We start from the raw sequence: 25,897 nt of genomic DNA, 5'->3' as shown, positions 1-25,897 counted from the left end.
CTCCTTCTGCTTCGTCGTCCGTGGTGCTGATGGTCGTGCCGGTCATTCGTCCAGCCCGAGCGCCTCCATGAGGCGCTCGATCTCCTCGACGAGGGTCTCGTCCTCGTTCTCCGGTGCGCGCCGCTGCGCCACCGTTTCCAGGAAGGCTCCCCTGGTCGTGGGGCGGATGAGGCCGATCGCCCGTTCCATCTCCTGGCGGTCCGACCACAGGTCGTAGTCGGCCTCCGAGTCTTCGAGCAGCTCGCCCAGGAAGTTCTCGTGGCGGTCCTCCGCCGACTCGGTCGGATGGTCACGGACGTAGGTGCGCCAGTACCCCCCGATCCGCTGGAGTGCCGCCTCCGCGGCTGCCAGTTGCCCCGCCATGACGCTGATCCTTTCGAGATCCGCCACGGAGGGAACCGTCGCGGGTCCGTCCTCGTCGTCGCGGCGCTCGCGGAGCCAGTCCGCGAGGTCGAAGCCCGCGTTCACCTCGGCCTCGCCGATCGCGGCGAAGACTTCCAGCGGGGTCGCGCCGAGGCCGATGCCCGCCGCGGCGTAGGTCGCGAAGACGGCCGACGTCGCCGTCCGGGTGTTGCCGTCGGTGAAGTACTGGCTCGCCTTGATGTCCGAGGCGATACGGGCGGCCCGCTCGTCGACGCCTTCGGTGGCCGCGGCCCTGACCACCGCCGCGCGGAAGGACTCCAGTCGGGCGCTGCGGGCGGCCGGGCTGCTGCCCTGGAACAGGTCGGCGTCGGCCGACCCGGTCCGGTCCTCCCCTCCGGCGGATCGCAGTCGCCTGGCCACGTCCAGCAGGGCGCCGGGCAGCGATTCGTCCTGCCCGGTGAGCGGTTCGGCCCCGGCCGGGCCGTTCGTGGTGGACGAGGAGTGGTGCGCGCCGTTCCGTTCCTGCCCGGCCGGAGGCGTGGACGGGGGTGCCGCGGGCGCGGGCGCGGGTGTCGTTCCCGCCTCGTGCTCGGCCCACTTCCGCACCGCCACCGGGCCCGCTCGCCGGTCGCCGGTGAGCAGCCTGTCCAGCTCCCCGTGGGTCGCGCGGTGGTCCGCCGCGTACTGCCAGAACCGCTCGATGTCCTCGGCCGTCACCGAAAGGTTCTGGAACCACGCCAGTTCATGGGGTTCGAGGCCGAGTTCCCCGAGGCGGTCGCGCACCGAGGCCGCGAGAGCGGCGGGGGCCTCGCCCTGGAGAAGCCGTGCGGAGACGGTTTGTCCGCCGTCCGTGCCGAGGTGCGGGATGGCGCCGAGCAGTGTGGGGTCGATCCCGAGGTGGTCGGCGAGTTCGAGCACCACGAGGGGGGCCGGTGCCAGGAAGGAAGCGGGGTCGGTGAACAGCGCGGAGGTGTGGAACGCGGCCAGGTGGCGCTGTTCCAGATGGGCCGTCAGCGGGAGCTCACCGGCTTCCCTCGCCGGACCGTCGAGATAGAGCCGTGCGTGATCGGACCGCATGCCGAGGCGGTGGGCCAGGAGCGCGAGCGGGCGGGGGTCCGATCCGTCGTGGAGTGTGACGGACGGACCGCTCTGGCCGAGCCGCCACAGCGCCACGGCGTGCGTGATGTCCGCCAGGGTGAGCAGGTGCAGCGGCACCCCCTGGGAGGCGGACTCCTCGGGAACCCCGGACCAGCGGGCGAAGGCGGCCGATGCCCCTTCGGCCTGCGGCACGGCGCCGAACTGCCGGGCCATCTCGTCGAAGCTGCCGCGCCACCAGTGCCCGGCCACTTGCTCGGCCAGTTGTTCCGGAGTGAGTCCGGACGACCAGAGCTGCCGGGTGTGCTCACCGAACACCGTCGGATCGTGGATCAGCGCCGCCTCCATCACCAGTTCGAGCCGGCGTGGGTGGACTCCGAGAGCGAGGGCCTGGAGCGTGATGTCCTCGGCGACGCCCCTCGGTGTTCCGCGCTCCCAGGACGCGGCCAGCTCCCCGCCCGGTTCCTCGGCGAGCAGTTCCGCCACCGTGTGTCCGGAGCCTCGCAGATGGGAGGCGAGGTCCCACCAGTGCTCGACCCCGATGTCCAGTTCGCTCGTCCGGGCCATGAGCAGTCCCGGGTCGACGCCGCCCAGCAGGCCGGCGAGCTGCCGCACTTCGGCCGCGACGGCACGCGGGTCGCCGAGTCCACGCAGCAGCGCCGCCGCGCTGGTCACCTGGTGGTGGGGCAGGCCGAGTTCCTCCGCGAGGGCGAACAGGTGCGCGGGGTGGACACCGAACGCGGCCGCTGTCGCCGCCATGTGTGCCTCCGGCCGCCACAGCGGCGGCCGCGCACCGGGTCCTTCGGCGGAGTGGATCTCGTAGTCGGCGATCTTCCAGGTGCCGTCGTCGCCTTGCTCGTGGTGGATCTCCAAGCGGACGTCCGGCTCGGGGAACGCCTCCAGAACCAGTCGGCGCGCGTCGGACCGGCCGGGGACGGGGCGGCCGTGGGAGGAGTGCTGGAGCGCGGCCAGCCGCACCCGGTCGGCCGTCCAGCGCCCTCGCAGGTTCTCGGGGATCGTCAGGCTGCTTCCGGCGTTCTCGTGGAAGAGGTGTCCGGTGGCTCCGGCCAGGTCCCGCTCGCTGCGCTCGCGGTCGGCGTGGGGCGCGAGTTCCCGCGCGGTGTGCAGCTGCACGAGGGCGTCGGCACCGGGTTCGTGCGTCAGGGCGCCGGGGCCGTGGAGTTCGAGCGCCGCGGAGGTCATGGCTCGCCAGACGGGTGTGTCGTTCGTGCCCTCGGGCGGCTGCCAGCTCTCCGCATCGAGGATCCGCGGCGCTGAGAGGCGCAGCGCGCCGATTCCGGGGGTGACCAGCGCGGGCAGGTCGTCCGTGCCGCCGCCGGCCGCCGCCTGGTCGATCAGCTCGGTGTCGGGCCCGTGGTCCGGGCCGTCGTACTCGACCGTGAAGCCCAGATACGTCTGGCCGAGGCCCTTGGGGTCGCCGATGAAGAGTGTGGTGTTCTGCACCGCGTCGAGCAGGGGCGCGGGGCTCCGGTCGTTCGGCAGGTGCAGCACGCGGACGAGCATGGTGGTCTGTTCGCCGCTGCGGGAAAGCATCCGGTGCATCCGGTAGTGGGCGCCGTCGGCGGTGTGGAATTCTATGTCGCGCGCCACGGCCAGCAGCTCCTGGGCCCCCGGGCCTCCGTGTCCGGGCTGGTGCCAGGACGGCCGCACCCACTGGTGTTCGCCGTCGAGCACCTGGCCGTGCATCGGCACGCCCTGGATCACGGCGTGCCACAGGTGTCCGCCGGAGGGCAGCAGGGTGAAGGAGCCGGTTTCGAGTGCGTTCCGGTGGGCGGCGCGGACGACGTCGTCCATGGCCCAGTTGCCCCAGTGGTCGGGGAAGAGGGTGTTGAGGCCGGTGACGCCGTCGAGGACGGCGACGGCCGGGCCCGGGGAGGTCAGGACGCCGCGCGTGCGCTGGTTCTGCCAGGACTGGAGTTCGAGGGCGTAGGCGCCGGCGCGCAGGGTGTGGTTGGTCGCCGTTGTCCCCCCGAACTGCTGGTACTTCACCCCCGTCGGGTTCATGGCGCTCTCGTCGTTCTGCCCGCCGACGCGCACATGCCCACCGATGCCCCGGGAGCGGTCGCCGAGCGCGAGGAAGTCCCACAGCCGGTGCGTGGCCAGCGGGGCGCCCCCCTCGGCGAAGGGCGTCGGGTGCGGCTCGTCGAGCGGGTCGGCGAACAGCGCCGGGGCGAGGTCGTCCTGCCGGGGCGAGGGCTCGAAGTCGGTGATGGTGCCGTCGGCCAGGGCGTGGCCGCTGATCCGCACTCCGTGGTGGACTCCTTCGAACTCGCCGTCCGGGCCGATGCGTTGGCGCCGGACCTGTTCGCGGTGCACGTGCTCGGCGGCGGCGGCCGCCTCCTCCAGCGACCAGTGCTCGGGGAACATCATGACGGGCCGGTTCTCCCGGCCGCCCCCGGAGGCGAGGTAGGTGCCGTTGGGGTTGGTGTCGCCGAGCGGGGTGGGACGCAGACGTCCGCTGGTCCCGATGGGCGCCAGGCGGCCGGGCTCCCCGGTGGCCGGGTTGCCGCGCAGTACGCGTTCCGCGACGTCGCGCGGCAGGAGGGACGGCACGTCGTTGTGCGGGCCGGGGCCGAGTCCGGCCTTCTTCCACGCGGTGTCGATCGCCGAGCCGATCAGGCTCAGGTCGCGCGGCATCAGCCGCTGGTTGTGCAGTCGTCCGGTGGTCGTGCTCAGCGGGCTGATGGCGGGCTGCCCGTGGAGGTCACCGATGACCGGGCCGCCCATGAGGGCCCGGTCGACGTAGACGGGGCGCAGGGTGTTCGAGTGCTCGCGGTAGTAGTCCCACGGTCCGAGCAGATGGGTCAGCTCGTGGGCGAAGACGGCGGGGCTGTCGCTGGGCAGCTTCCACTGGCGCGCTTCCATGCGGCCGCCGGGGTCGAGACTGACGTCGACGAGGTGCACGCCTTTGCTGGGGCTCTTGAAGTAGCCGTCCGGGTATCTCTCGACGGGGACGTCGGCGTCGCTGAACTCCACGGTGACATGCAGCAGATCGCCGTTGGGGAGCCGGTAGCGGGGGGCGTTGAGGTAGGTGTCCACGGAACTCTGGGCGACCTGCCGGGCGGCTTGGGCGACGTGCTCCTCACCGGGCTGGTGGATCAGCTTCACGGGGAGGGTGACCTCGGCACGTACGGAGCCGTCGGGGAGCAGGACGCGGCGCGCCCGGAAGGCGCGGCTCGCGATCGGCCCCAGGTAGAAGAGGCGGCCGAACCGGTCCTGGGTCGGGGGCGCGATCTCGACGGTGCCGAGGACGTGGCTCCCGTCCTGGATGCCCGCGGTGTCGTTGGCGCGCCAGGTCTCGACGTGGGCGGCGGCCGCCGCGTCGGGAAGGTTGCGCCAGGCGCGCACGGCCGAGTGCGGTGTGCTGCCGAGCGTCTGCTGATGGACGAGGTAGTGGGCGAAGGCGTCCAGCTCTTCGGTGCCGATGGGGCCGACGGTCCGGTCCGTGGCGCCCGGCGTGGCCAGCAACGACAGGTCGGCCGTGGTGAAGCCGTGGTGCGCCAGGTCGACACGGAACGAGGCCACCGCGGCGTCGATCGCGTCGGGGGCAGCGGCGTGCCGGGCGAGGTGGTGTCCGAGGAGTCCGCCGAAGGGGCGCAGGACGGCGGCGTCGGCACCGAGACCCCGGGTGAGGGCGCGGACGTCGCCGAGACCGGCCCCGTGCCCGAGGGCGGTGGCGAGGTCGACGGCCTGCGGGAGGCTCCCCGCGGCAAGGAGCTCGGTGACGGCTTCGTGGAACGCGGCGGGGGCCGTCCCGCCCGCGGCGTCGGCGGCGCGGGCGAGCCGGGCGAGCGCGCGGGCATCGACGCCCGCGGGGAGTGTGCCGAGCCGGCGGTGGGATTCGAGGTACCAGCGGGCGGCCGCCTCGCGCAGGTGCTCGTCGCTGGTGTGGCCGAGGTGTCCGGGACCGGCGTGCCAGGCCCGGAAGTCGGTGAGGTGGGTACCGGTGGCCGGTCCGGGAACGGACCCGTGCTCGTCCCCGAGGGCGAGGCCGAGGTCGTGCACGGCGGCTGCGAACCGGGCGGCGTCCTGCCGGTCCCGGAGCCGGGCGAGGGCCTCGGGGTGGGTCGCGAACCAGTCGGCGACGGACGTCTGCGGCAGGTTGTCGCCGATCTCCTCCACCAGCCCCTCGGCGTCGTGCAGGCCGTGTCGGCGCAGGAACCGTTCCATGTGGTCCGTCGACGTCCCGTACCGGGCCGCGGCGTCGTGGACCGCGCCCGAGGGTTCGTGGACGGGTGCGGTGAGCCAGTCCACGACCGCCGCGCGGATGCGGCCCGAGTCGCCGTCGCCGGCCAGTTCGGCGAGGGAGGAGCCGTGGCGGCCCAGATGGCCGTCCAGGGCGTCCCAGTGGCTGCGGTCGACGTGCAGATCCTCCAGGTGCTGGTCGAACGCCACGAGCCCCATCACGGGCAGGTCGAACCCCTTGCCCAGCTCGGCGAGCTGCTCGTCGACCTGGAAGGTCGCGTTGAGCACCTCGAAGATGCCCTGGGAGACGGTGCGGCCACCGGTCGGGTCGCCGCCTGTCTCGCCTGTCTCCTTGTCCGTCACCGAGGAACTCTGGGAGATGGATGGGGACGGGGACGCCTCCGTGGGTACGGGGTTCGGAGCCTCGGTCGGTACGGGGTTCGGCGTCACCGTGGGTACAGGGTTCGGTGTCTCCAGCAGCACAGGATTCGGCGTCACCGTGGGAACGGGCTTCGGAGCCTCCACCGGCACGAGGTTCGGCACCTCGGTCACGGTCTCCGGGCCCGGTGTCTGCGCCACCGTTTCCGCCTGGTCCGGCTCGGGCGTCCGCGTCGGTGTCTCCGGCTCCGCCGTCGGCGTCGGCGTCGGCGTCGGCGTCGGCGTCGGCGTCGTTCCACGGTCGACGTACCGGTACGTTCCGTCCTTCAGGTGCAGCAGGACGCCCGTCTTCCACGCCTCCGGCCCCGCCTCGCCGCCCTCGGGCAGGAATGTGTGCAGCTTCCCGTTGTGCGCCACCGTCACCGGCACCTCCCACAGCGCCGCCGCCAGCGCCGGATAGAGGTCGGCCGTGCCATGGTCGGTCAGGGTCTCGCGCCCGCCGTCCCGGCCGGCGGAGATCCACGCGAGGGCCCGTCGCTGCTGCTCGGTCAGCGCCTCTCTCATCGGTGGAACGGCGCCGCGGTCCCGGAACTCCTTCCCCGCCATGGATTCCGGACGGTCGACGAGATCGGCCAGCCCCGCCTCGCGGACGTCCTCCGCGGTGAACGGGTCCGTCAGGTCGGGTGGCACCAGCGCCGCCAGCTCCGTGAAGTACGGCGGGGGCGTGGGGGCGCCGGGGGTCTCGGAGGTGTGCTGTGCCTCGGAGTCGTCGGACGTCTGCGAGGCGTGGGGCGTCCCGGCCACCTGCGGGCGCAGCAGGTCGGCCAGCTCGCGGCGGAGTGCGGGGCCGTTCGCCGGCGGTCCGGCGGGGTGGCCGGCCTGCTTGAGCCCTTCCGCCAGGGCGTTGAAGAAGCCGTGGCCGACGTTCTCCACGTCCACCAGCGGAAGGGTCGTGCCGTCGATCGTGAGCGCGGCCGGGTTGTCGTCGTCGCCCGCGACCTCGGTGAACTCGTCCTCCGGCTTCGCCTTGCCGTGGTCGTGGCGGATCTCCTCCGTGAACGTGGGGGCCGTGGCCGGGGCGTTCGGGTCGCCGCGGAACATCGGGTCGGTGAGGCGACGGATGCGGGCGTACTCCTCGCCTGCCGCGCTCACCTTCTTCGCCAGGTCCTCCAGCTTCTGGTGGCGCTCCCGGAACTCCTTCCCGCTGTCCTCCCAGGCCTTCTTGGCCCGGGTCACGTCTTCGCCCGCGCCGCCGCCCCCAAGGGGCTCGGGGGACGCGTCCGGTGTGTCGGGGTCGTACAGCGGATCGGCCTCACGACGGAGCCTGACGTAGGCGTCGCGCGCGGCGTCCGCCCTCGTCTCCAGCTCCTTCACCTGCCGCCGCTGTTCCCAGTACTCCTTGTAGTTGTCCTCCCATGCCTTCTCGGCCTTGGTCACCGCCTCGGCCGCCTTGGCCTGCTCGGTGCCGAGCTGTTCCAGTTCCAGTTCACGCACCCGCTGGTCGCTCAGCCAGACGAGGACCGTGGCCCCGGTCTTCCCGGACTGGAGGGCGTTGCGGGAGGTGAACGGGCGGCCCAGGGCGCTGTCCTTGATGTGGCGCTGCGCGCCCGCGGCGAGGTGGAAGGTGGCGGGTACGGCGTACAGGTGGCCGTGTCCGGCGGGCGGCTTGAGGTTGAGCCGGGTCTGTTCGGCCTGTCCGATCCGGTGGGTGTCACCGGCGCCGGTACCGATACCGGAGGCGGGGACGCCGGGTGTGGCGGTCAGTTTGCCCGCGCCGGAGGCGGATCCGGAGATGCCGGGTCCGCCGACCGTGGTGATGCCGGTCCCGTCGGACATCTCGGCCCCGGCTCCGGTTCCGGTCAGGTCGTCGAACTTCACCTGGCCGCTGACGGTGATGCGCCGGGCCTTCGAGAAGTCGAGGTGTGTGGCCACGACGAGCGTGGTGTCGACCCCGCCGATCACACTGTTGTCGGTGAGGGTGACGGTGTGCCGGCCGGACTGGGCGTGGCCCGAGGAGAGTGCGGAGGTGAGGGAGATGTCGTTCAGCGCGGTTTCGAGGGCGTCGGACCCGGCGCCGCCGGACTTCACCAGGTCGCTCTCGCGCGTGGCGTGGTTCACCGCTTCGGCCATCCGGCCGCCCTCGTAGGTGTGCTGCGTGGTGTGGCTGCGGTCGTTGCGGTGGGCGCGGGAGACGAGCAGCTTGCCGAGGTCCTGCACCTGGTCCGCACCGATGACCTCGTGGATGTGCAGGCCGCCGTCGCCCTTGAGGGCCGCCGCCTTGTTCAGCTTCGTGGTCCCGGTCAGAAGTTCGGCGGGGTCCGGGCCGCTCTTCGGGGCTTCGACGGTCATCGCGGCCTTGGGCCGCAGGCTCGTGGGGGTGGTCTGCTCGATGTCGCCGTCCCCGTCGGGCTCCAGCATCAGGTACGACTCCGTCGTGGTGACGGTGGCGTTCCAGGTGGCCGGTTCGATGGCGTTGCTGCCGTCGGAGTAGGTGACGGTGACCGTGGTCTTCCACTCGGTCTCCACCACCGCTTTCGGCCCGGGGACGGTGGTGACCTGGGTGACCACTCCGGAGACCGAATCGGCGGCGGTGACGGAGTCGTTGAAGCCGCCTCCGGCGGAGGAGATGAGGCCGCCGGAGCCGCCCGCGCCCCGCAGGGACTCACTGCCGTTGACGCCGTGCGAGTTGGAGTTCGACGAGCCGAAGGACGTCTCCTGGGAGGTGCTGCGGCTCGCTCCCAGCTCGTGGTCGCCGAAGAGCGTGTCGACGACTTCGGGCGTGCCGACGCGTTCGTGGCGGACGGTGATCGCGACGTCCTTGCCCAGGATGTTCAGCTTCCGGACGTGCGCGAGCGCGGAGGTGCGGCCGCGGGAGGTCAGGGTTCCCCCGGTCTGGATGGCGGACCGGGCCGAGCGGGCGGACACCATGGCGTTGATGGTCTGCCGGGTCTGTTCGGCGATGCCCGCCTTCTCCAGTGACTCCCCGAGCTTCTTCAGCCCGGCGGCGTCCTGCGGGGCGTTGTGGGCGAAGGCACCACGGCTCGCCCCGTCGAGGTCGCTACGACTGTGCCACTTCACGCCGGGCAGGGCGCCCTCCGGGACCGGGCCCAGGCCGTCGTCGATCAGGGCGGCCTTCATGGCGTCGCGTTCCCGGATCAGCCCGACCCAGCCGCCCGGCTTGCGGATCACCTGGGTCGAGTCGGAGCGGGTGCTCCCGAAGGGGCGGCCGAAGAGGCCCAGCGGCTTGTGGCGGGCACCGACCCGGTAGTCGGTGTCGGCGACGACCAGGACCCAACGGTCGTTGCCCAGGACCTGGTTGAGATCGCGTGTCGATGTGGTGGAGGAGCCGGTGCTCCGGGACCAGAACTTCTGCAGCCAGGTGTGGGAGGTTGCGCCCTGGCCGGTGAAATGTGCGGCACCGGCCGCCTCCAGCCCTGCGAACATGCCGGTGGTGCCGAGGGTGCCGCCCCACGAGCGGCCGCGCGTGTGGCCGAACGCCTGCTCCAGCGCGGTGTTCATCTCGGGCGACGCGGTGAACGGGGTGCCCACCACCTTCAGGTTGTGGCGGGTTCCGGTGAGCGAGAGGGACTCGTCCCCGCCGAACAGGGTTCCCTTGTCGTGCAGGCTGCCGATGGTGTGGCCGCCCGGCGAGAACACCTGGTCGGAGAGGGCGGTGAGGGAGTGCTGCCCGAAGATCCGCCGGATCCGCTCGGACATCAGGGCTCCGGCGTCGGTCAGCCGCCATGCGTCGCCCGAGGTCTTCCCGGCGAGGTCGAGCGCCGAATCGAGCAGCGTCCGGTCGGGGCGGGCCGAAAGGGTGACGGCTGCCAGCCCCCTGGAGGTGATCTCGTCCGTCTTCGGGTTCCCGACGTCCGGCAGCTCGCTGGATTCCAGGCTCCCGGTGAACCTGCCCCGGTCGGCGTCCGACATCCCGCCGGTCTTCGACAGGCCGTCGGGCACGCCGAAGGTGAACGCGAGCGCGTGCGGGGTGAGCTGTACGGAGGTCTTCCCGTCCGTGGTCCCGCCGATCCCGCCCAGCCCCGCGTGCTCGTACAGCCATTTCACCGCCCGGACGTGCGAGTCCCCGCCGTACCGGGCCAGGGCCCGCATCCCGCCCAGGGTGAGCGCCTGCATGAGGGGCTGCGGAAACGACGAGCGCTCGATCTCGAAGGTCAGCCGGCCGGTGAAGTCGTAGTAGTCGGTGCCCGGTGCGGGCGCGAACAGGTCCTCCCGGGTGGCGGTCCCCCCGGACTTGACCTGTCGGGTGGTTCGCAGCATGCCGCGCGCGCCGATGCCTCCGGTGCCCGTGTTGATGGGTGTGCCGAGTTCGTCCTTCGCGTTCTGCCGGGCGGCGAAGGTGGCTTCGAGGCCCACGCCCAGGGTGTGCGTGATCTGCTGGCCGGTGTCGAACCGTTCCCCACCGCCGGTCGCCTCGGTCGAGGTGCGGCGTGCGCTGCCCACGTAGGCCGGATCGTCGAGGTCGGCCCGGACCGTGAGGGCGTAGCCCCGGTCCTTCGTGAACGTCGAGCCGAGGAGAACGACCCGGATGCCCTCCGCGGTGGCTGCCTGGTGCATGCCTTCCCGCAGTCCCTGCTTGGAGAGGGCGGCCATCAGGGTGCGGGTGTTGGCCACGGCGTTGACGGAGGCCCTGCCGCGCCGGAAGAGCCTCTTGAACCAGCTCCGGTGCTGGTCGGCCGCGGCGACCTGGGCCCGGGTCGCGAGGGGCAGGCCGGGGTCGGCCTTTTTCAGGTCGTCGAGGAGTGAGTCGACGAGCTTCTGCTCGGGGGTGCGGACGTCGTTGGCCGCGGCCTCCGGGGCACGGGAAGGCGTGCCGACGTGGATCTCGCCCGGCCGCCCGGGGCCGAGCATGGTGACCTTTCCGTCGTCCCCGTTCCAGTAGGCGGGCTTCTCCGGGGCGTTGACACCGACGCGCAGTCCGTCCTGGTTGTCCCAGCCCGCCAGCCGCTGGGCCTCGCCGACCGGCATCCGGACCAGGCTGCCGACCGTGAACGTCTGGTGCGTGCCGTCCGGCATCCGTACCGTGACCAGCGATTCACGCAGGACGAGCACCGTCCGGACGTCCTTCGGGGAACGCTCGCCGTGCTTGGCGTTGGCGGCTCCGCCGAGGTTGGCCGTGTTGCGTGAGGAGTGGCTGTAGCCGAACGTCAGGCCCGCCTGGATGCGCGGTGCGGCGAAGGCCTCGGAGAAGCCGGTGGGGTCCGCCTGGCCGCCCACGAACAGGGAGGCGTCCAGGTTGTGGTCGCGGTGGACGCTGCTCTCGTTCTTCTGTGTGAACTGTCCGGTGTCACGCAGTTCGAAGTCGGCTCCGGTGTCGATCACCCAGTGGCGCTTGGGTACTGGCCGGCCGATGGTGACGGTGCCGGACGCCGAGCCGTCGGTCTTGTGCAGACGCAGCGGCGGAACGGGGTCGCGGCCGTCGATCTGGGTGAGGTGTTCGGCCGAGAAATGGTGCACGACGGCCTGGTAGTTGCCGCTGCCGACCGGGGAGTCGGTGTGCTGGAGCACCCAGTCGGTCATGGCGTCGAGGTTGAAGTACGACTCGGTGTGCTCGATGGTCGCCCGTTCGCCGGACTCCGTGGTGAACTTCAGCGGCACCCGGTCCTTGCGCGGGTCGGGCCGGGCACTGGTGGTGTGCGCCTCGGGGATCCGGACGACCATGCCGTTCGGCACCGTGTGCGTGATGGTCTGCGCGCCGTGGTGGGCGCCCGGCGGGCCGGCGGACTCGGTGACGGGGATGTCGTGGAGGGTCAGCTCGTACGTGACCTGGGTGCCCAGCTTGACGGACGCGCCGTGGCTGCGGGTCTCGCGCTGCGACAGCAGTTGGGTGTTGAGGTTGGAGTCCCGGCTGGTGGTCATTCCGGGCGTGACGGTGATCCGGCCCACCACGTTCGCCCCGATCGCGAGGGAGACCGGGGCCTGGACGGTGCTCGTATCGGAGAAGGACGGGCCTTCGGTCTGCTGGGACCGTTGGACGGTGTCGAACTTGACGGGGTCGGTGGGGGCGTCCTCGTCCTCCGGGACGACCTTCCACTCGTTCTGGTCGGGGATCGCCTTGACGCGCAGTTCGCGCTTCCGGCCGTCGGTGGTGGTGACGGTGAAGCGTCGGCCGTCGCCGAGGAAGGTGTGCGGCTGGTCCGCGAGGGCGAGTGCCAGGGTGTCCGGGGCCTGGAGGGTGACACCGGCCTTGTCCGCCAGTTCTCCGGCGAGCTGTACGGGGTCCTTGCTGCTGTGGTCGAGCTGGACGGCGAGGTGCCCGCCGACCGCGCCGCGGAAGGGGACTTGTCCGTCCGCGTCCAGGTACGTCGAGACGTCGACGAGGAAGCCGGGGACGTGGATGGGCTTCGTCGTGCCGTCGGAGTTGGTGAGGACGAGGGCGGGCGCGAGGGGCGTGGTCGGCGCGGAGCCGTCCGGTGAGCCGTTGTCGTCGCCGTTGGCGTTGTTGTCGTTGTCGTTGGCGTTGTTGTTGTCGTCGACGTGGTCGGCGGCGTTGTCGAGGGCTTGGTCGTTGTCGGTGACCGGGATCGGTCCGCCGCTGGGATCGGTCTGCTCGACGGGGCCGGGGGCCGCCTCCGGTACGGACTCCGATGTCGATGTCGGCACCAGGGTCGGTGTCGGTGGTGCCGCCGGCCCGACCGTCTCGACGACGAGCCCGTTCGTGGACGTCCCGAGGGTCTGGGTGGCCGTCGGCACGGGCATCGGGGCGCTGTGGTTGGGCGTCAGGTTCCTGAGGTCGGAGGAGACGGCATTCGATTGCGTGGGCCGCGGGACGAGGGGCGTCTGCACTGGCGCCTTCGAGCCGCTCCCGGGCGCCGGTACGGAAGGTGCGGGATTCGACACCGTCTGTGCCTGTGCCTGCGGTGTCAGCTGCGTCGTCGCCCGCGGCGGCGTCTGGACCGGGGGCGTGGTCTGCGGGACCGCCTGAGGCACTTCCTGGGCGACCGTCTGCGTCTGCGTCACGACGGGCGAGGGTGTCGGAGGCACCGTCGCCTCCGAGGAGTTCGTGGACGTCGGCGTCGGTGTGGATGTCGTGGACGACGTGGATGCGGTCGGCGTCGGCGCCGTGGCCGTCTGCGGATCCGGGGTCGTGTCCGCCTGCGGCTCCGGATCCGGTCCGGTGCTGCTTCCCGTGGTCGCCCGGTCCGCCGCGCCCTGGGCGTCCGGTACCGACGTGTCGTTCGGGGTGAGCTTCGGCCCGTACTCCCCCGGAACGTTGTCCAGGGTGTCGAGCTTCGTGTTCAGGCCCTTGAGGAAGTTGGCGATCGGCGAGTTCGAGTGGGCGAGGAACGGATGCACGACCGTGTGCCGCATCGCGTGGCTGAACGCGTTCGGCGCGACGCCGGAGACGAACGTCTCCCAGCTCGTGGTGAACGTGCCCTGCGTCATCAGGTTGTACGTACCCTCGGCCAGATTCTGGGCCCCCGCCTCGACGGCCGCCGATGTGCCGTACAGGCCCGCCGCGAAGCCGAACTTCTGCATCCTGCTCAGCGTCTCGGACATCGCCTTCGAGCTGAGGGACTTCGCGATGTCCCCGGTGATGGTGTGCGACAGAGTCGTGAGCGCCGCGTCGTCGATCTGGCCACCGATGCTCTTGCTCAGGTCGTCGGCGATGTTCTTGGACACCTGGTGCGCGGTCAGGTCCGTGGACCAGTGCTTGTTGAGGGAGCTCGCCCAGCTCTTGCCGACGTTCCGCGCCGCGTCCCCCGTCAGCCCGTTGAACCCGTGCTTGGCGAAGGCGTTCCCGACCTTGTCGACGAAACTGTCCGGGACCAGCTTCCCGGTGCCCTTGTCGAGGTTCTTCACCAGCTCCCCGTCGACCCCGCCGAGGATGTTGCCGAGGGCGTGCGCAAGCCCCTTGTTCGCGCCCGTCTTTCCGGCCAGCGTGTCGAGGTGGTGGCCGATCTGCTCGCCCAGCCACTTCGCCCCGTCGCTGCCGACGATCTTGCCGATCTTCTTGCCGAGCGCACCGCCGATCGGGTTGAAGACGCCGCCGAACACGCCCTGGAGGGCACCGAATCCGAGCGTGCTCTTGGTCGCGTCCCAGTCCCAGTCCTTGCGGTTCCCCTGTCCCTTCTGGATCAGCTGAATGGCCACGTCCATCGCGGCGCCGATGGCGACACTGATGGCGGTGTGGATCAGAATGCTTCTGATCAGCGACTTGATGACGGCCTTGGCGATCATCATGAGTGCCATCTCGGCGATCACGGTCATGGCATGGGCGACCGCGTTCAGGCCGGGGATCCAGCTCACCGCTGCCTCGAAGGCCATCTCGATCATCAGCTCGATGACCTGGGCGAGGATCATCCACTTCGCGTACTCCGCCTGGTTGGCGGTGTCCCGGGCGATCTTGGCGAGGTTCTGGGCCTGGTCGGCACAGGCGTTCAGGATCGACGTGTTGCCGCCGCCGGAGAGGTACTCGGCGTACTGGGCGAACTGGTCGGCTGCCTTGCCGGAGAAATTCGCCTTGATGTAGCTCTCGGCGCCGACGAGATAGGTCTGGAGGTCGTCGAAGTTGCCGACCAGTGCGTCGTAGTAGTCGGCGACCTCCCGCAGCAGGTCCTCGTTGATGGACGGCCACTTCTCGCCCGAGAAGACCAGAAGCAGCGTCTGCGCCTCCGGGGACGGGGTCAGCACGGGCGCCGCCCCGTGGTGGTGCGCGTCACTGGTCCCCTCCAGCCGCCTTCCAGTCCTTGGCGAGCACGGCGGCCTGCTCCTCGGCGTCGCCGAAGAGCTTCTTCACGTCCTGCCCGGTCTGGCCCAGCCGGGTGACCAGGATGTCCAGCATCTTCAGGGTGTCGGTCAGCGGCGGCATGCCCGTCGCAATCTGCTCCAGGTACTGCTTCGACGAGTCGTCCTCGCCGGTGCCGCCGCCCCGGGTGTTGAGGTCGTTGATGGTGTCGACGTTGGCATGTGCCTTGGCCAGGGCCGCGCCGAGGTTCTCGTAGTCGGCGAACCCCTTCCAGGTGGCGTCGCCGGCCTTCAGCTCGTTGCCGTCAGCCATCGCTCGCGCCTCCCCGCGGGCCGGCCGCCCCGCCCAGGTTCTTCGTCATCTCCCGGATCGGGGCGAGGAGTTCCTCGATGGGCGAGCCCGCCAGCATCGAGTGGCGCATCTCGGCGCCCTTGCCGCGCAGCGGCTCGAATGCCTCGCGCGCGGCCTCGGTGCCCTCGGCCTGTGCCCTGCCGATCAGTTCCGTCAGGGTCTTGCCGAGGCGGGCCGGGTCCATCCGCCGGTAGTCCTCGTTGTGGAACTTGATCTCGCGGACCTCTCCCTGGATGCCCACGGTGACACTGATGGCGCGGTCCTTGGAGCGCACGGTGGAGGTACGGGCGGCCAGCTCGCGCTGGACGGACGCGAGCTTCTCGGTGTGCGCGCGGACCTGTTGCTGCATCTCGCCGAACTGCTCCTGGAGCGTCGAGCCGAGGACCGATTCGAACTGCTCGCGGGCGGAGCGTGGGCGCTGTGCGGAGCCGCCGTTCCCGACGCCGCCGCCGTTCTGATCCGTCATCAGCCGATCACCCCCGTGGTGGAGCACTCCTGGGTGCCCCATGTGTCCTCGTCCTCGTCCAGGTAGCTCTTGCGTTCCCGGTGCTGTTCCTGTCCGGCCGGAGCCCCGCCACCGCCGGGCGGCGGCATGGCCGGGGACTGGGACGAGGTGCGCCGCCCGGTCGCGGCGGTCTCCTGTGCGGCCTTCACGTCGGGTTCGGTGGAGGTGGTCCTGACCCGCCCGGCGCCCGGCGCGACCTCCTCGCCGGTGAGCGGGTTGCGCCGAGTTTCGGAGAAGGTCCCGTCGGCGTTCCGCATCTTCAGCGTTCCGCCCTTGCCGGCGTTCCGCAGCAGTTCCTCGCTGCCGGAGCTGCGCACCTGCTCCCGGGCGCGTTGGAGCGACTGCTCGTACTGGCGCTGCTGGGCCAGTGCCTGTTTGCGCTCGGCCTCCTGCTGTGCGCGCTGCTGCTGGAACTGGCGCTCCTGGGCCTGGGCCTCCTGCTGGAGGTTGCGGCGCTGCTGCTGTTGCTGCCGCCGCAGCTCCTCCTCGGTGGTCCCGCCGGACGGCACCTTGGTCCCCGGTGGCACCTTGACGGTGCTGCCGTCGGGGTTCTTCAGCACCTGCCCGTTCGGGCCGGTGACGGTGCCGTCCTTGTTGACCTTGGAGCCGGGGGGCAGGTTGTCCGCGTCGTAGGTGGTGCCGAGCTGGTCGGCCTGCTTCTTGAGGTCGTCAAGCTGCTTCTGGGTGCCACCGGGCGGGGGGACCTGTGCGTTCGGGCCGTTCTTCAGCTCGTCGGCCTGCTTGTTCAGGTCGTCCGTCTGCTTCTTCAGCGCGTTCTGCTGGTCCTCGGACTGCTTCTTGAGGTCGTTCTGCTGGTCCTCGGACTGCTTCTTCAGCTCGTCCTGCTGGTCCTTCAGGTCCTGTTGCTGCTGGTCCTTCTGCTTCGTCAGCTGGTCCTGCTGGGTCTGGAGCTGCTTCTCCTGGTCCTTCGCCTGCTGTTCCAGCTTCTTCTGCTCGTCTTCGAGCTGCTTCTTCGCCTTGTCGATCTCGCTGTTGCCGGAGCCCGACCCCGAGTACGGCGTGATCCAGGTCGGCGCCTGGAGGTCACGGATCTCGTCCGCGGCCTTCTGATAGGCGCCGTCGAGCGCGTTGCCCTGCTCGCCGGCCGCCGGGTCGAGCATCTGGCCGACGTGGCCGAGCCAGCCCTGTTTCCCCGCCGCCTCCATACGGTCCCAGAACCCCTGGTCATGGGGGTCGCCGAAGGCCACGTGCGTCGGAGTGTCGGTGTCGCTGATCAGCATGTCGAGCGTCAGCATCAGCACCGCGACGAGCCAGAGCGGCCGGATGTGGTTGACCGGCATGGACTCCGGTGTGTTGAGCCACGCCTCGTGCGCCGCGCGCAGTCGCTCCGTGCTGGTCTGGAGCTGGGTGCGCGCCGCGTCGATCTCCTTCGTCCAGTCGGGCTTGGTCAGCTGCCGCACGATCTGGGTCAGCTCGCCCCCGATACCGGCCAGGATGTTCTTGAGCGACCCCGCCGCGCTGCCCTGGAACTCCGAGTCCGGGACGTCGATGCCGTCGCCCAGCTTCGCCAGCTGCTGCGCCCACTGGTCGAGCAGCTGCTGGACGCCGCGCACGGCCATGCCCGCGTCGTCGAAGCTGTGCAGCTTGATGACGTCGCTCCCGCCCTCGGTCAGGGCGGGTTCGAGGAACTGGAAGGGCTCATGGACGAACTTGTACAGCGGTGTGTCCGCGTCGTTGCTGCCGACCAGGCGGCTGAGCGTCAGGCCCATCTGGATGTGACGCTCCACCTTGGTCGCCGGCGGCGTCCAGGTGAAACTCCAGTAGAAGTCGTAGCCGTCCGGGCCGAAGTACGGGTCGTTGTCCGTGGTGTTGACCGCGTGCTTCTCGAACCAGCTGTTGTGGCCGTCGCCGCTGCCGCCGATGTCCATGCGGCTGGTCGGCGTGGCCGTGGTGTAGGTGGAGAGCACCGACTCCCAGTTGTAGTCCTTGCCCACGTGCCACGCTCACCCTTCCGTGATTCTGCCGCTGTCCGCTACAGCGTGGACGTGGATCCGCTGCCGCCCGGCGCGGAGCCGCCGAACTGGGCCAGCGCGTCCTTGGTCACCGTGTCGAACGCGGTCTTGCTGATGTCGGAGGCGCTGTCCTCGCCGCCCTTGAGCGCGAGGTCGACCTTGCCGAGGTCGAAGTAGAGCTTCGTCATGCCGACGTTGAAGTTGTCGAGCTGGGTCTTGAGCTGGCTGCTGAACGTGGCGAACCGGTCCTGGAGCAGCGCCGCGCTCGTCACGCCCTTGCCCGAACCCGCGTAGATGCGGTCGAAGGTGGCACCGCCGGCGGTCGTGTCGCCGGCGAAACCGCGGAGCATCTGGACGGCGTGATTGGTCTTCAGGTCTTCCAGGAACGCGTTGACGTGCTGATCCGCGAGCCCCTGCAGATATCCCTCGGTGACCTTGTAGGTCCCGGTCCCGCCTTGTTCGCCGTCGCCCATCAGAACTGTCCGCTGCCGTTGAGGTCCGCCTCGATCTGGGCGTCGATCATCTGCTGCAGGGCCTGCGAGCCCTGGCCGAAGGCGTGGTTCATGTCGGCGGTGGCGGTGTCGACGTAGTTCTGGAAGTCGAGCCAGGCGGTGGCGGTGGCACCGGTGAACGAGCCGGCCAGGGGGGTGATCTGGTCCTTCATGTCGTTCAGCGCCTGCACCATCGAGGTGTTGGCGGCCACCATCTCCTCGATGGCCGTGTTGGCGGCGTCCTTGATGAGCTGGACATTGGGCATGGGATCGTCTCCTCGGGGGGTGGAAGGGCCGTGGCCGCTGTCAGTTGCTGCCGCCGCCGAGCGCGGCGTACGTGGCATCGCTCGCGTTGTGGAAGCTGCCCCCGGACTGCCACGCCTGGCCATACCCCTGGGCGTCCATCTCACCGGCCGTCTGGATCTTGTCGGCCGCGGTGAGGCCCTGATGGAGCTGGTCGACCTTGGCCTTGATGTTGGTGTACGCCTGCATCCACTCGTTCAGCTTCGACGAGAAGATGCTGGAGGAGTCGGCCACGTAGGCCAGGCGCACGTCGTCGTGGATCTGCTGGACGGTGCTGCCGGCCTTGGCCATGGCGGCGACGTGGTTCTCCAGCGCGGCCCGGGCCTTGTCGATGTCCTGCTGTTCGCGAGTGTAGGTACCGCCGCCGCCGGCCATGGTGGAACTCCCTCTTCGGATCGCCGAGTTGCGCCACAAGCGCTCATTGAACAGGTCGTCAGACTATACGCACAGAGAGTACTTGTCCCGTGAAACTTTGAATTTTCTTATGCGCACAGACCATGATCACGAACCGGTATCGCATTGTTCACGCAATTGTTTCTCTTTCGACGGAACCGATCCCTCCTCTTCTGTATCCGGCCCCACAACTCTCCCCTTCGAGACCGTCGCCGGGTCCAGAACGGGACCACTCGGAAGAAGACCCAGCAATCGACCCGGAACATCGACGGCCGCACTTCCCGAATATCCGAGTTGTTTCAGCCCAGCTGCCGTGATCGGATAGGAAACGCCCGAATCCGACACCAAATACAGCGAGTTGCCGGTACCCGCCGACGACCGCGCCCTGACCAGCGCCCCCGTCCCCGGGCGCACCCAGGTCCGGTCCACCGGCACGCACGCCGCCGCCACCCCCGGCTGTGCGTCGGGGACCGATCCCGGTACCTCGGCCGCCGGGACCAGGGCCACCGTCGTCGTATGGCCGTCGGCCTGGGGCGTCACCCGGGCGCAGACCTGCTCCCGCGCCGGGTCGACCGGCGAGACCTCGGGCGCCGAGGAGGGCAGCCCGGCCGCCAGTTGCTGCGCCGCCGAGGCCGGGGCCTGGTGGGCCGCCAGGTCGGAGGGGCCGACCGGCCGTTCCGTCACCGCCCGCCCGCCGTACGCCTGGTCCTGGGTCCGGGGATCGCCGTGCACCAGGCGCTGGGCCAGGCCGGTCAGCGGCGCCAGTCCGTCCGTACGCAGCACATAGTGCTGGCCCCCGGCCGAGAACAGCTGCCCGATGCGGGTGGCGCCGCCCGCCAGCCGCGGCCCCGGGCGGCCCCGGTCGGCGATCTCCGGCGGGGCGAGCGCGGGCCCGGCGTCCAGCGCCGTCAGGAACGAGGCGCTCACGGGGACGGGCGTCACACCCGCCCATCCCAGCGCGGCGGCCGTGCCGTGCCGCGTGTCCACGCGGAAGCGGCGGCCGTTCCAGACCAGTTGCCGGCCCTCGCCGGGCGCCGTGACCAGCACGCCCCGGTCGGCGCCGAGCCCGTCCCCCGATTCGGCGGGACCGCCGACGACCACGCTGGTCAGCGGCCCCGTGCCGCCCGCGGCACCGGTCGGCTGCGCTCCGGCACACACCGCCCACATCTCGGGGCCGGGCGCCTCGGGCAGCCCGTCCGGAGCGCCCACGATCCCGATCGGGGTGCCGCGCGGGGCGTCGGCGAGCGACGCGGCCATGGCCTGCTCGACCGTCATCCGGTCCCCGGCCACCAGCCGCGCGGACGCCTCGTTGAGCACCGGGTGGAGCACCCCGCCGACGTTCAGGTAGCGGGCGCCGGTGTCCTTGACGACGACCAGCGCCCCCGGCGTCCGCCAGGACGTCCCGCCGCCCGGCTTGATCAGCCCGTACAGCACCGTCACCACGCAGGCCAGCGCCACCACGAGCGCGCCCCAGCGGATACCCCGCCAGGTCCGCGCGGTCGGGGTGTCGGGTGAGTCGGGGTCGTCCCGCAGCAGGCCGCTGGAGAGCCTGCCCATCACGTACAGATGCGCCTGCACCTGGTCCTTGCGCGACTGCACCGCCATCAGCGCCTCACCCCCGGATTCCGCGCAGCACGCCGAACACCCCGGCGAGCAGCACCGCGAGCGGCAGCAGTGCCAGCGCGCAGAAGGTGTGCAGCAGGTCGGCGCCGCGGCCCCAGTAGGGGACGAGCCGCCGTCCCGGTACCGTCCACGCGGCGATCGCGGTGACGGCGGCGGTCGCGGCGAAGGCGGCGGTGATCTCCAGCCGTCCGGGCAGCCCCAGGTCGATCGCGCGCAGCACGCCGGCCAGGGCCAGTCCGTACGCGCCGGGAATCGCCATCGCGAGCCGGTGTCGCACGGCGCCGACCACCCGTACGTGGAGCAGCAGCAGCGTGCTCAGCACCACGGCGAGCAGCGGGGCCGTCCAGCCGTCCGGGTCGGTGAGCAGTACGGTCTCGCAGGCGGCGGCCACCAGTCCGAGGGCGACGTACATCCCGGTCAGGTACTGGTCGGCCAGCTCGGCCCGCTCGCGTACCTGCTGGGCGGGGAACGGCTCGATGCCCTCCTGCAGTTCGCCCGCGTTGGACGGTAGCGGCGGCATCCGCATCCCGGCGAACCGGAAGGCGAGGCCGGGTACGAACCCGCCCGCCAGGACGACCGCGACGGCCAGCCAGCCGGCGATGTGGGCGCTCGGGATCCCGGCCAGCGCGATCGCACCGGCCGCCGCGACGAACAGGGCCACCGTGAACGCCCCGAGGAAGAGCGGTGCGAAGGCGCCGACCGCGGCCAGCGCGATGATCGCCGCGCCCGCGCCCGCGGTGCCCCCCGCCAGCAGCCGGGGGCCGAGCATGTCCTCGCCGTGCCCGGCGGCCGGGACGAGCGCCCCGGCGACGGCGAGGTAGGGGACGGCCAGCACGCCGAGCGCCGCCCCGGCGCCCGCGTCGCCGACCGCCCGGGAGGCGGCGAGGCCGCCTGCCACCAGCAGCAGCGCGACGGCGGCGGCGGCTCCTGCGCGCCACATCGCGGCGCCCGGCAGCAGGACGGTGAACAGGCCGGCGGCCAGCGCCGCCACGGTGAATCCGATGAGCAGGCGGCGCGTCAGCTCGGGCCGCCAGGTGTCGGGGCGGGCGCGCAGGGTCTCACCGATGCCGTCGACCAAGTCGTCGAAGTCGGCCTCCGGCAGGGTCTCGTGGCGCGCCCTCAGGTAGAGGGTCTCACCGTCCCGCAGCTCCAGGGAGGCCGGGGTGCGTTCCTCGTCGAGGGGGGCCGCACCGAGCCGCTGAAGGCTCCAGCCGCCGTGTTCCAGGCCCTGCTCGTCGAGATCTCCGCCGGCGTACTCGACGAGTACCGGCAGCAGATCGGCGAGCGGGACATCGGCCGGTATGCCTAGTTCGAAGGTTTTCTCCGGACTTCTGACGGTTATCCGGCAGAGCCCGGCGGTCTTGTCGCTCACGGTGCGCGATTCACTCCCGCCTGTATTTCCGATCGGGATTCGACCCGGGAACGACTGCACATTATCGTGAAGTTCGTCATGACTGTACGTTCGTCCGACCACCGATAATCGGCAGCATGAGCCGCCGATTTCGAATCGTCGACACTTCGAGTCGGGAGCCGGTTTGAGCACCGTCACTTTTCGACGGCCCCCGCGCCGGGTGGGCCCGCGCATGCCCGAGGGGGAACTGACGCTCCAGGAGCCCCCGTCCCTCCCGGAGCCCCAGGGCGCCATGAGCGGCATCATCACCTACCTGCCGATGGCGTTGAGTTCGCTCGGCATGGTGCTCATCTTCATCCGCCCCGGTGACGGCAACGGCGTGCTGATGTGGGTGTCGATCGGGATGATGGCGACCTCGGCGGTCGGCATGCTGGTCGCCCAGTTCCTCCGGGCCGCCGGGGACCGCAAGCGCAAGCTGCGCGCCGAACGGCGGGACTATCTCCGCTACCTGACGACCAGTCGGCGCCGCATCCGCAAGGTGGTCGAACAGCAGCGGCGGGCCCAGGAGTGGCGCCACCCGCTGCCACAGGCGCTGTGGTCGGTCGCCCGCACCGGCCGCCTGTGGGAACGGCGCGCCACCCATGACGACTTCGGCGAGGTCCGGATAGGGACCGGCGAGCAGCAGCTCGCCCTCACCCTCGCGCCGCTCTCCACCAAGCCGGTCGAGGACCTGGAACCGCTCTCCGCCCACGCCCTGCGCCGCTTCATCCACACCTACTCGACGGTCGGCGAGCAGCCGGTGGCCGTGCGGCTGCGGTCGTTCGCGAGGGTGCTGCTCACCGCGGCGGACGAGGACCGCCCCACCTCCCGTGCCGCGGCCCGCGCCCTGGTCGCCCAACTCGCCGTGGCACATGCCCCGGAGGACCTGGCGATCGCCGTGGTGGCGGACGGGGACGCACTGCCGTCCTGGTCGTGGGCCAAGTGGCTGCCGCACGTCCAGCACCAGGCGGATGTCGACGGGGTGGGCTCGGCCCGGCTGGTGGCCGAGACGGTCTCCGAGCTGGAACCGCTGCTCGGCGAGGAGTTCGCCGGCCGGCCGTCGTTCGAGCCCGGTGCGGAGCCGAGCCGCGACGAGCCGTTCACCGTCGTCGTCCTGGACACGGCGTCCGTGCCGCCCGGGGCCCGGCTCGCCGGGACCGGGTACCGCAACACCGTCGTCGTCGACGTCCGCGGCACCCTGGACGGGGCCTGCCAGGTACGCGGCACACTGCGGCTGCGCGTCGGGCCGGACTCCCTGGCGCTGCTGTCCACCGCCCCGGACGGCAAGCCCACCGAGACGGAGCTGGGCCGCCCGGACGCCCTCGGCCTCCACGCGTCGCGCGCGCTCGCCACCACCCTGGCCCCCTTCCGGCTGGGCGCCGCCGCACGGGCTGAACGCCCTTTGCAGGAGGACATGGAGCTGACGGACCTGCTGGGCATCCGCGACCTGCTCGGCGCCGATCCGGCCGATCTGCACCGCTCCCGCAGCTCTGCGGAGCGGATGCGGGTTCCGATCGGCATCGGCGCGGACGGTGCGCATGTGGACCTCGACCTCAAGGAGTCGGCGCAGGGCGGCATGGGCCCGCACGGCATGCTGATCGGTGCCACCGGATCCGGCAAGTCGGAGCTGCTGCGCACCCTGGTCCTCGCGCTGGCGCTCACCCACTCCTCCGAGACGCTGAACTTCGTCCTCACCGACTTCAAGGGCGGCGCCACCTTCCTGGGGCTCGACCGGCTGCCGCACACCTCCGCCGTCATCACCAACCTGGCCGACGAGGCGGCCCTGGTCGAACGGATGAAGGACGCCCTGCACGGCGAACTCGTCCGCCGCCAGGAGCTGCTGCGCCGGGCCGGCAACTACGCCTCCGTCCGTGACTACGAGGAGGCGCGGGCCAACGGCGCCGACCTCGACCCGCTGCCCACCCTGTTCGTGGTGGTCGACGAGTTCAGCGAACTGCTGGCCGCGCACCGCGACTTCCTCGACCTCTTCGTGATGATCGGGCGGCTCGGCCGCTCGCTCTCCGTACATCTGCTGCTCGCCTCGCAACGGCTGGACGAGGGCCGTATCAACCAGCTGGAGGGGCACCTCTCCTATCGCATCGCGCTGCGCACCTTCTCGGCGATGGAGAGCCGCGGCGTGCTCGGTGTCCCGGACGCGTACGAGCTGCCTCCGCAGCCCGGCAGCGGCCTGTTGAAGAACGACGTCGGCGCGCTCACCCGCTTCAAGGCCGCCTACGTGTCGGGGCTGTACCGGGCCGCGCGCCCCGCGGTCCGCCGGGCGGTGGTCGCCGGGCAGGTGGTGCCGTTCGAGGCGGGCTGGGTGGCGCCCCGGGCCCTGTCGGCCGCTCCGGAGGCCGAGCCGGACAGGGAGGAGGAGAACACCTCGGGTCCCAGCCTGCTCACCGTCGCGGTCGACAAGCTGGAGCGCTCCGGCCCGCCCGCCCATCAGGTGTGGCTGGCCCCGCTGGACGAGCCCCCGACGCTCGATCTCCTGCTGCCCCCGCCCGGCGCCCCCGAGGGAAAGTTCCTCACCGTCCCGGTGGGTGTCATCGACCGCCCCTTCGACCAGCGCCGCGACGAGCTGGTGGCCGACCTCTCCGGCGCGGGCGGCCACGTCGGCATCGCGGGCGGCCCCCAGTCCGGCAAGTCCACCCTGGTGCGCACCCTGGTCACGGCGCTCGCCCTCACCCACACCCCGCACGACGTGCAGTTCTACTGCCTGGACTTCGGCGGCGGGACGCTCACCTCGCTCGCCGGTCTGCCGCACGTCGGCGGTGTCACCGGGCGCCTCGACCCGGAGCGGATGGCCCGTACCATCGCCGAGGTCACCCAGGTCATCACCCACCGCGAGCTGCTCTTCGCCGAGCGGGGGGTGGAGTCCATGGCCGACTTCCGGCGCCGCCGTGCCGCGGGCGAGTTCCCGGACGAGGCGCACGGGGACGTCTTCCTCGTGGTGGACGGATGGAACACCATCCGCCAGGACTTCCTGGACCTCGTCTCCACCTTCAATCTGATCGCCTCACGGGGTCTCAACTTCGGGGTGCACCTGATCATCGCCTCCGGCCGCTGGATGGAGATCTCCGCCGCCCTCCGCGACCAGCTCGGCACCCGCTTCGAGCTGCGCCTCGGCGACCCCGTGGACTCGATGGTCAACATGCGGGCGGCGGCGACCGTTCCGACGGTCCCGGGCCGCGGGCTCACGGCCGACCGCATGCACTACCTCACCGCGCTCCCCCGCAACGACGGGGATCCGCGCGCCGAGAACATCGCCGACGGTGTCGCCGCGCTCGTCCGGGAGATCGCCGCCGGATGGGACGGGCCTCCGGCGCCCCGTGTCCGGATGCTCCCGGTGAACCTTCCCGCGGCCGGGCTCCCCGCCCCCGACGGCGACCTGCGCGTCCCGCTCGGCCTGGAGGACCAGCGGCTCGACGTCTTCCACCACGACTTCGAGGAGCACCCGCATCTGGTGGTCGTCGGCGACGTGGAGACCGGCAAGTCCAACCTGCTCGCCCACCTCGCCGACGGCATCCGTGCCCGCTACGCCCCCGACGAGGCCCGTATCGTGCTCGTCGACTACCGGCGTGGCCTCGCCGAGGCGGTCCCCGAGTCCCACCGTCTCGGCTACGCCACCGGCGCCGGCCTGCTGGGGCAGATGGTCGACGGGGTGGCGCGGGCGATGAAGGAGCGGGTCCCGGGACCCGACATCGCCCCGGCCCGGCTCAAGCTGCGCGACTGGTGGAGCGGGCCCCGGCTGTTCCTCCTCGTCGACGACCACGAGCTGGTCTCCACCGGGGGGATGGGCGGTGACCCGTTCGGCCCGCTCCACGAGTTCCTGGCCCAGGCGGACGAGATCGGACTGCACCTCGTCGTGGCCCGCGGCGCGAACGGCTCCGGCCGCGCGATGATGTCCGACCAGCTGCTGCGTCGCATGGTGGAGGCCAACACCCCCGTGCTGCTGATGAGCTGTCCGCCGTCGGAGGGACAGGTGGTGGCGGGAACCAAGCCGCGTGTCCTGCCCGCCGGGCGGGGGCTCTACATCACCCGCCGCCGCACGGTGCAGATCCAGACGGCACACCGGTCCTGACGGCCCGGCCCCGCTGCCGCCTCCTTCGCCCCCCC

General features: G+C 71.4%; 10 protein-coding genes. 1 reads left to right on the top strand and 9 read right to left on the bottom strand.

Annotated features, from left to right (window positions below; all coding sequences use genetic code 11):
• Window positions 1-42 precede the first annotated feature (42 nt).
• The 9 genes from ACFVFH_RS27920 to eccD all read right to left on the bottom strand — a co-directional run bounded on the left by ACFVFH_RS27920 (window position 43) and on the right by eccD (window position 21,760).
• Window positions 43-14,694: a hypothetical protein gene (locus ACFVFH_RS27920; protein WP_383773549.1), complete on the bottom strand. Its 14,652-nt coding sequence runs from the start codon at window positions 14,692-14,694 to the stop codon at window positions 43-45.
• 25 nt (window positions 14,695-14,719) lie between these two features.
• Entirely contained in the window at window positions 14,720-15,061 is a 342-nt protein-coding gene (locus tag ACFVFH_RS27915; RefSeq protein ID WP_383773546.1) for a hypothetical protein, read from the bottom strand.
• On the bottom strand, window positions 15,054-15,566 hold the full coding sequence (locus ACFVFH_RS27910; RefSeq protein ID WP_383773544.1) for a YbaB/EbfC family nucleoid-associated protein: 513 nt from the start codon (window positions 15,564-15,566) through the stop codon (window positions 15,054-15,056). The genes ACFVFH_RS27915 and ACFVFH_RS27910 overlap by 8 nt, the downstream gene beginning before the upstream one ends.
• Complete coding sequence (locus ACFVFH_RS27905; RefSeq protein WP_383773542.1) at window positions 15,566-17,560, bottom strand: hypothetical protein; 1,995 nt, start codon at window positions 17,558-17,560, stop codon at window positions 15,566-15,568. The genes ACFVFH_RS27910 and ACFVFH_RS27905 overlap by 1 nt, the downstream gene beginning before the upstream one ends.
• 38 nt (window positions 17,561-17,598) lie before the next feature.
• Window positions 17,599-18,051, bottom strand: coding sequence for a hypothetical protein (locus tag ACFVFH_RS27900; RefSeq protein WP_383773540.1), 453 nt, complete (start codon window positions 18,049-18,051; stop codon window positions 17,599-17,601).
• Entirely contained in the window at window positions 18,051-18,335 is a 285-nt protein-coding gene (locus ACFVFH_RS27895; RefSeq protein ID WP_383773538.1) for a WXG100 family type VII secretion target, read from the bottom strand. The genes ACFVFH_RS27900 and ACFVFH_RS27895 overlap by 1 nt, the downstream gene beginning before the upstream one ends.
• Window positions 18,336-18,375: 40 nt before the next feature.
• A complete protein-coding gene (locus ACFVFH_RS27890; RefSeq protein ID WP_383773536.1) occupies window positions 18,376-18,747 on the bottom strand; it encodes a hypothetical protein in 372 nt (123 codons plus the stop codon).
• Between the two features lie 126 nt (window positions 18,748-18,873).
• Entirely contained in the window at window positions 18,874-20,370 is a 1,497-nt protein-coding gene (gene eccB / locus ACFVFH_RS27885; protein ID WP_383773534.1) for a type VII secretion protein EccB, read from the bottom strand.
• Between the two features lie 7 nt (window positions 20,371-20,377).
• Window positions 20,378-21,760 carry a type VII secretion integral membrane protein EccD gene (gene eccD / locus ACFVFH_RS27880; protein ID WP_383773532.1) on the bottom strand — a complete coding sequence of 461 codons (1,383 nt, stop codon included), beginning with the start codon at window positions 21,758-21,760 and terminating at the stop codon, window positions 20,378-20,380.
• A gap of 211 nt (window positions 21,761-21,971) precedes the next feature.
• Between eccD and eccCa the strand changes: the two genes are divergently transcribed.
• Window positions 21,972-25,862: a type VII secretion protein EccCa gene (eccCa, locus tag ACFVFH_RS27875; RefSeq protein ID WP_383773530.1), complete on the top strand. Its 3,891-nt coding sequence runs from the start codon at window positions 21,972-21,974 to the stop codon at window positions 25,860-25,862.
• The last annotated feature ends 35 nt before the right edge of the window (window positions 25,863-25,897 follow it).

Origin of the sequence: Streptomyces sp. NPDC057697, from assembly GCF_042799335.1 — a bacterium.
Taxonomy (GTDB): Bacteria; Actinomycetota; Actinomycetes; order Streptomycetales; family Streptomycetaceae; genus Streptomyces.
This window is presented reverse-complemented; position numbering and strand designations above follow the sequence as displayed.

Excerpts from the sequence above, each read along its gene's own strand:
- ACFVFH_RS27895 (WP_383773538.1), bottom strand. The coding sequence starts at position 18,335 with ATGCCCAATGTCCAGCTCATCAAGGACGCCGCCAACACGGCCATCGAG.
- ACFVFH_RS27890 (WP_383773536.1), bottom strand. The coding sequence starts at position 18,747 with ATGGCCGGCGGCGGCGGTACCTACACTCGCGAACAGCAGGACATCGAC.
- eccB (WP_383773534.1), bottom strand. The coding sequence starts at position 20,370 with ATGGCGGTGCAGTCGCGCAAGGACCAGGTGCAGGCGCATCTGTACGTG.
- ACFVFH_RS27900 (WP_383773540.1), bottom strand. The coding sequence starts at position 18,051 with ATGGGCGACGGCGAACAAGGCGGGACCGGGACCTACAAGGTCACCGAG.
- ACFVFH_RS27910 (WP_383773544.1), bottom strand. The coding sequence starts at position 15,566 with ATGACGGATCAGAACGGCGGCGGCGTCGGGAACGGCGGCTCCGCACAG.
- eccCa (WP_383773530.1), top strand. The coding sequence starts at position 21,972 with ATGCCCGAGGGGGAACTGACGCTCCAGGAGCCCCCGTCCCTCCCGGAG.
- ACFVFH_RS27915 (WP_383773546.1), bottom strand. The coding sequence starts at position 15,061 with ATGGCTGACGGCAACGAGCTGAAGGCCGGCGACGCCACCTGGAAGGGG.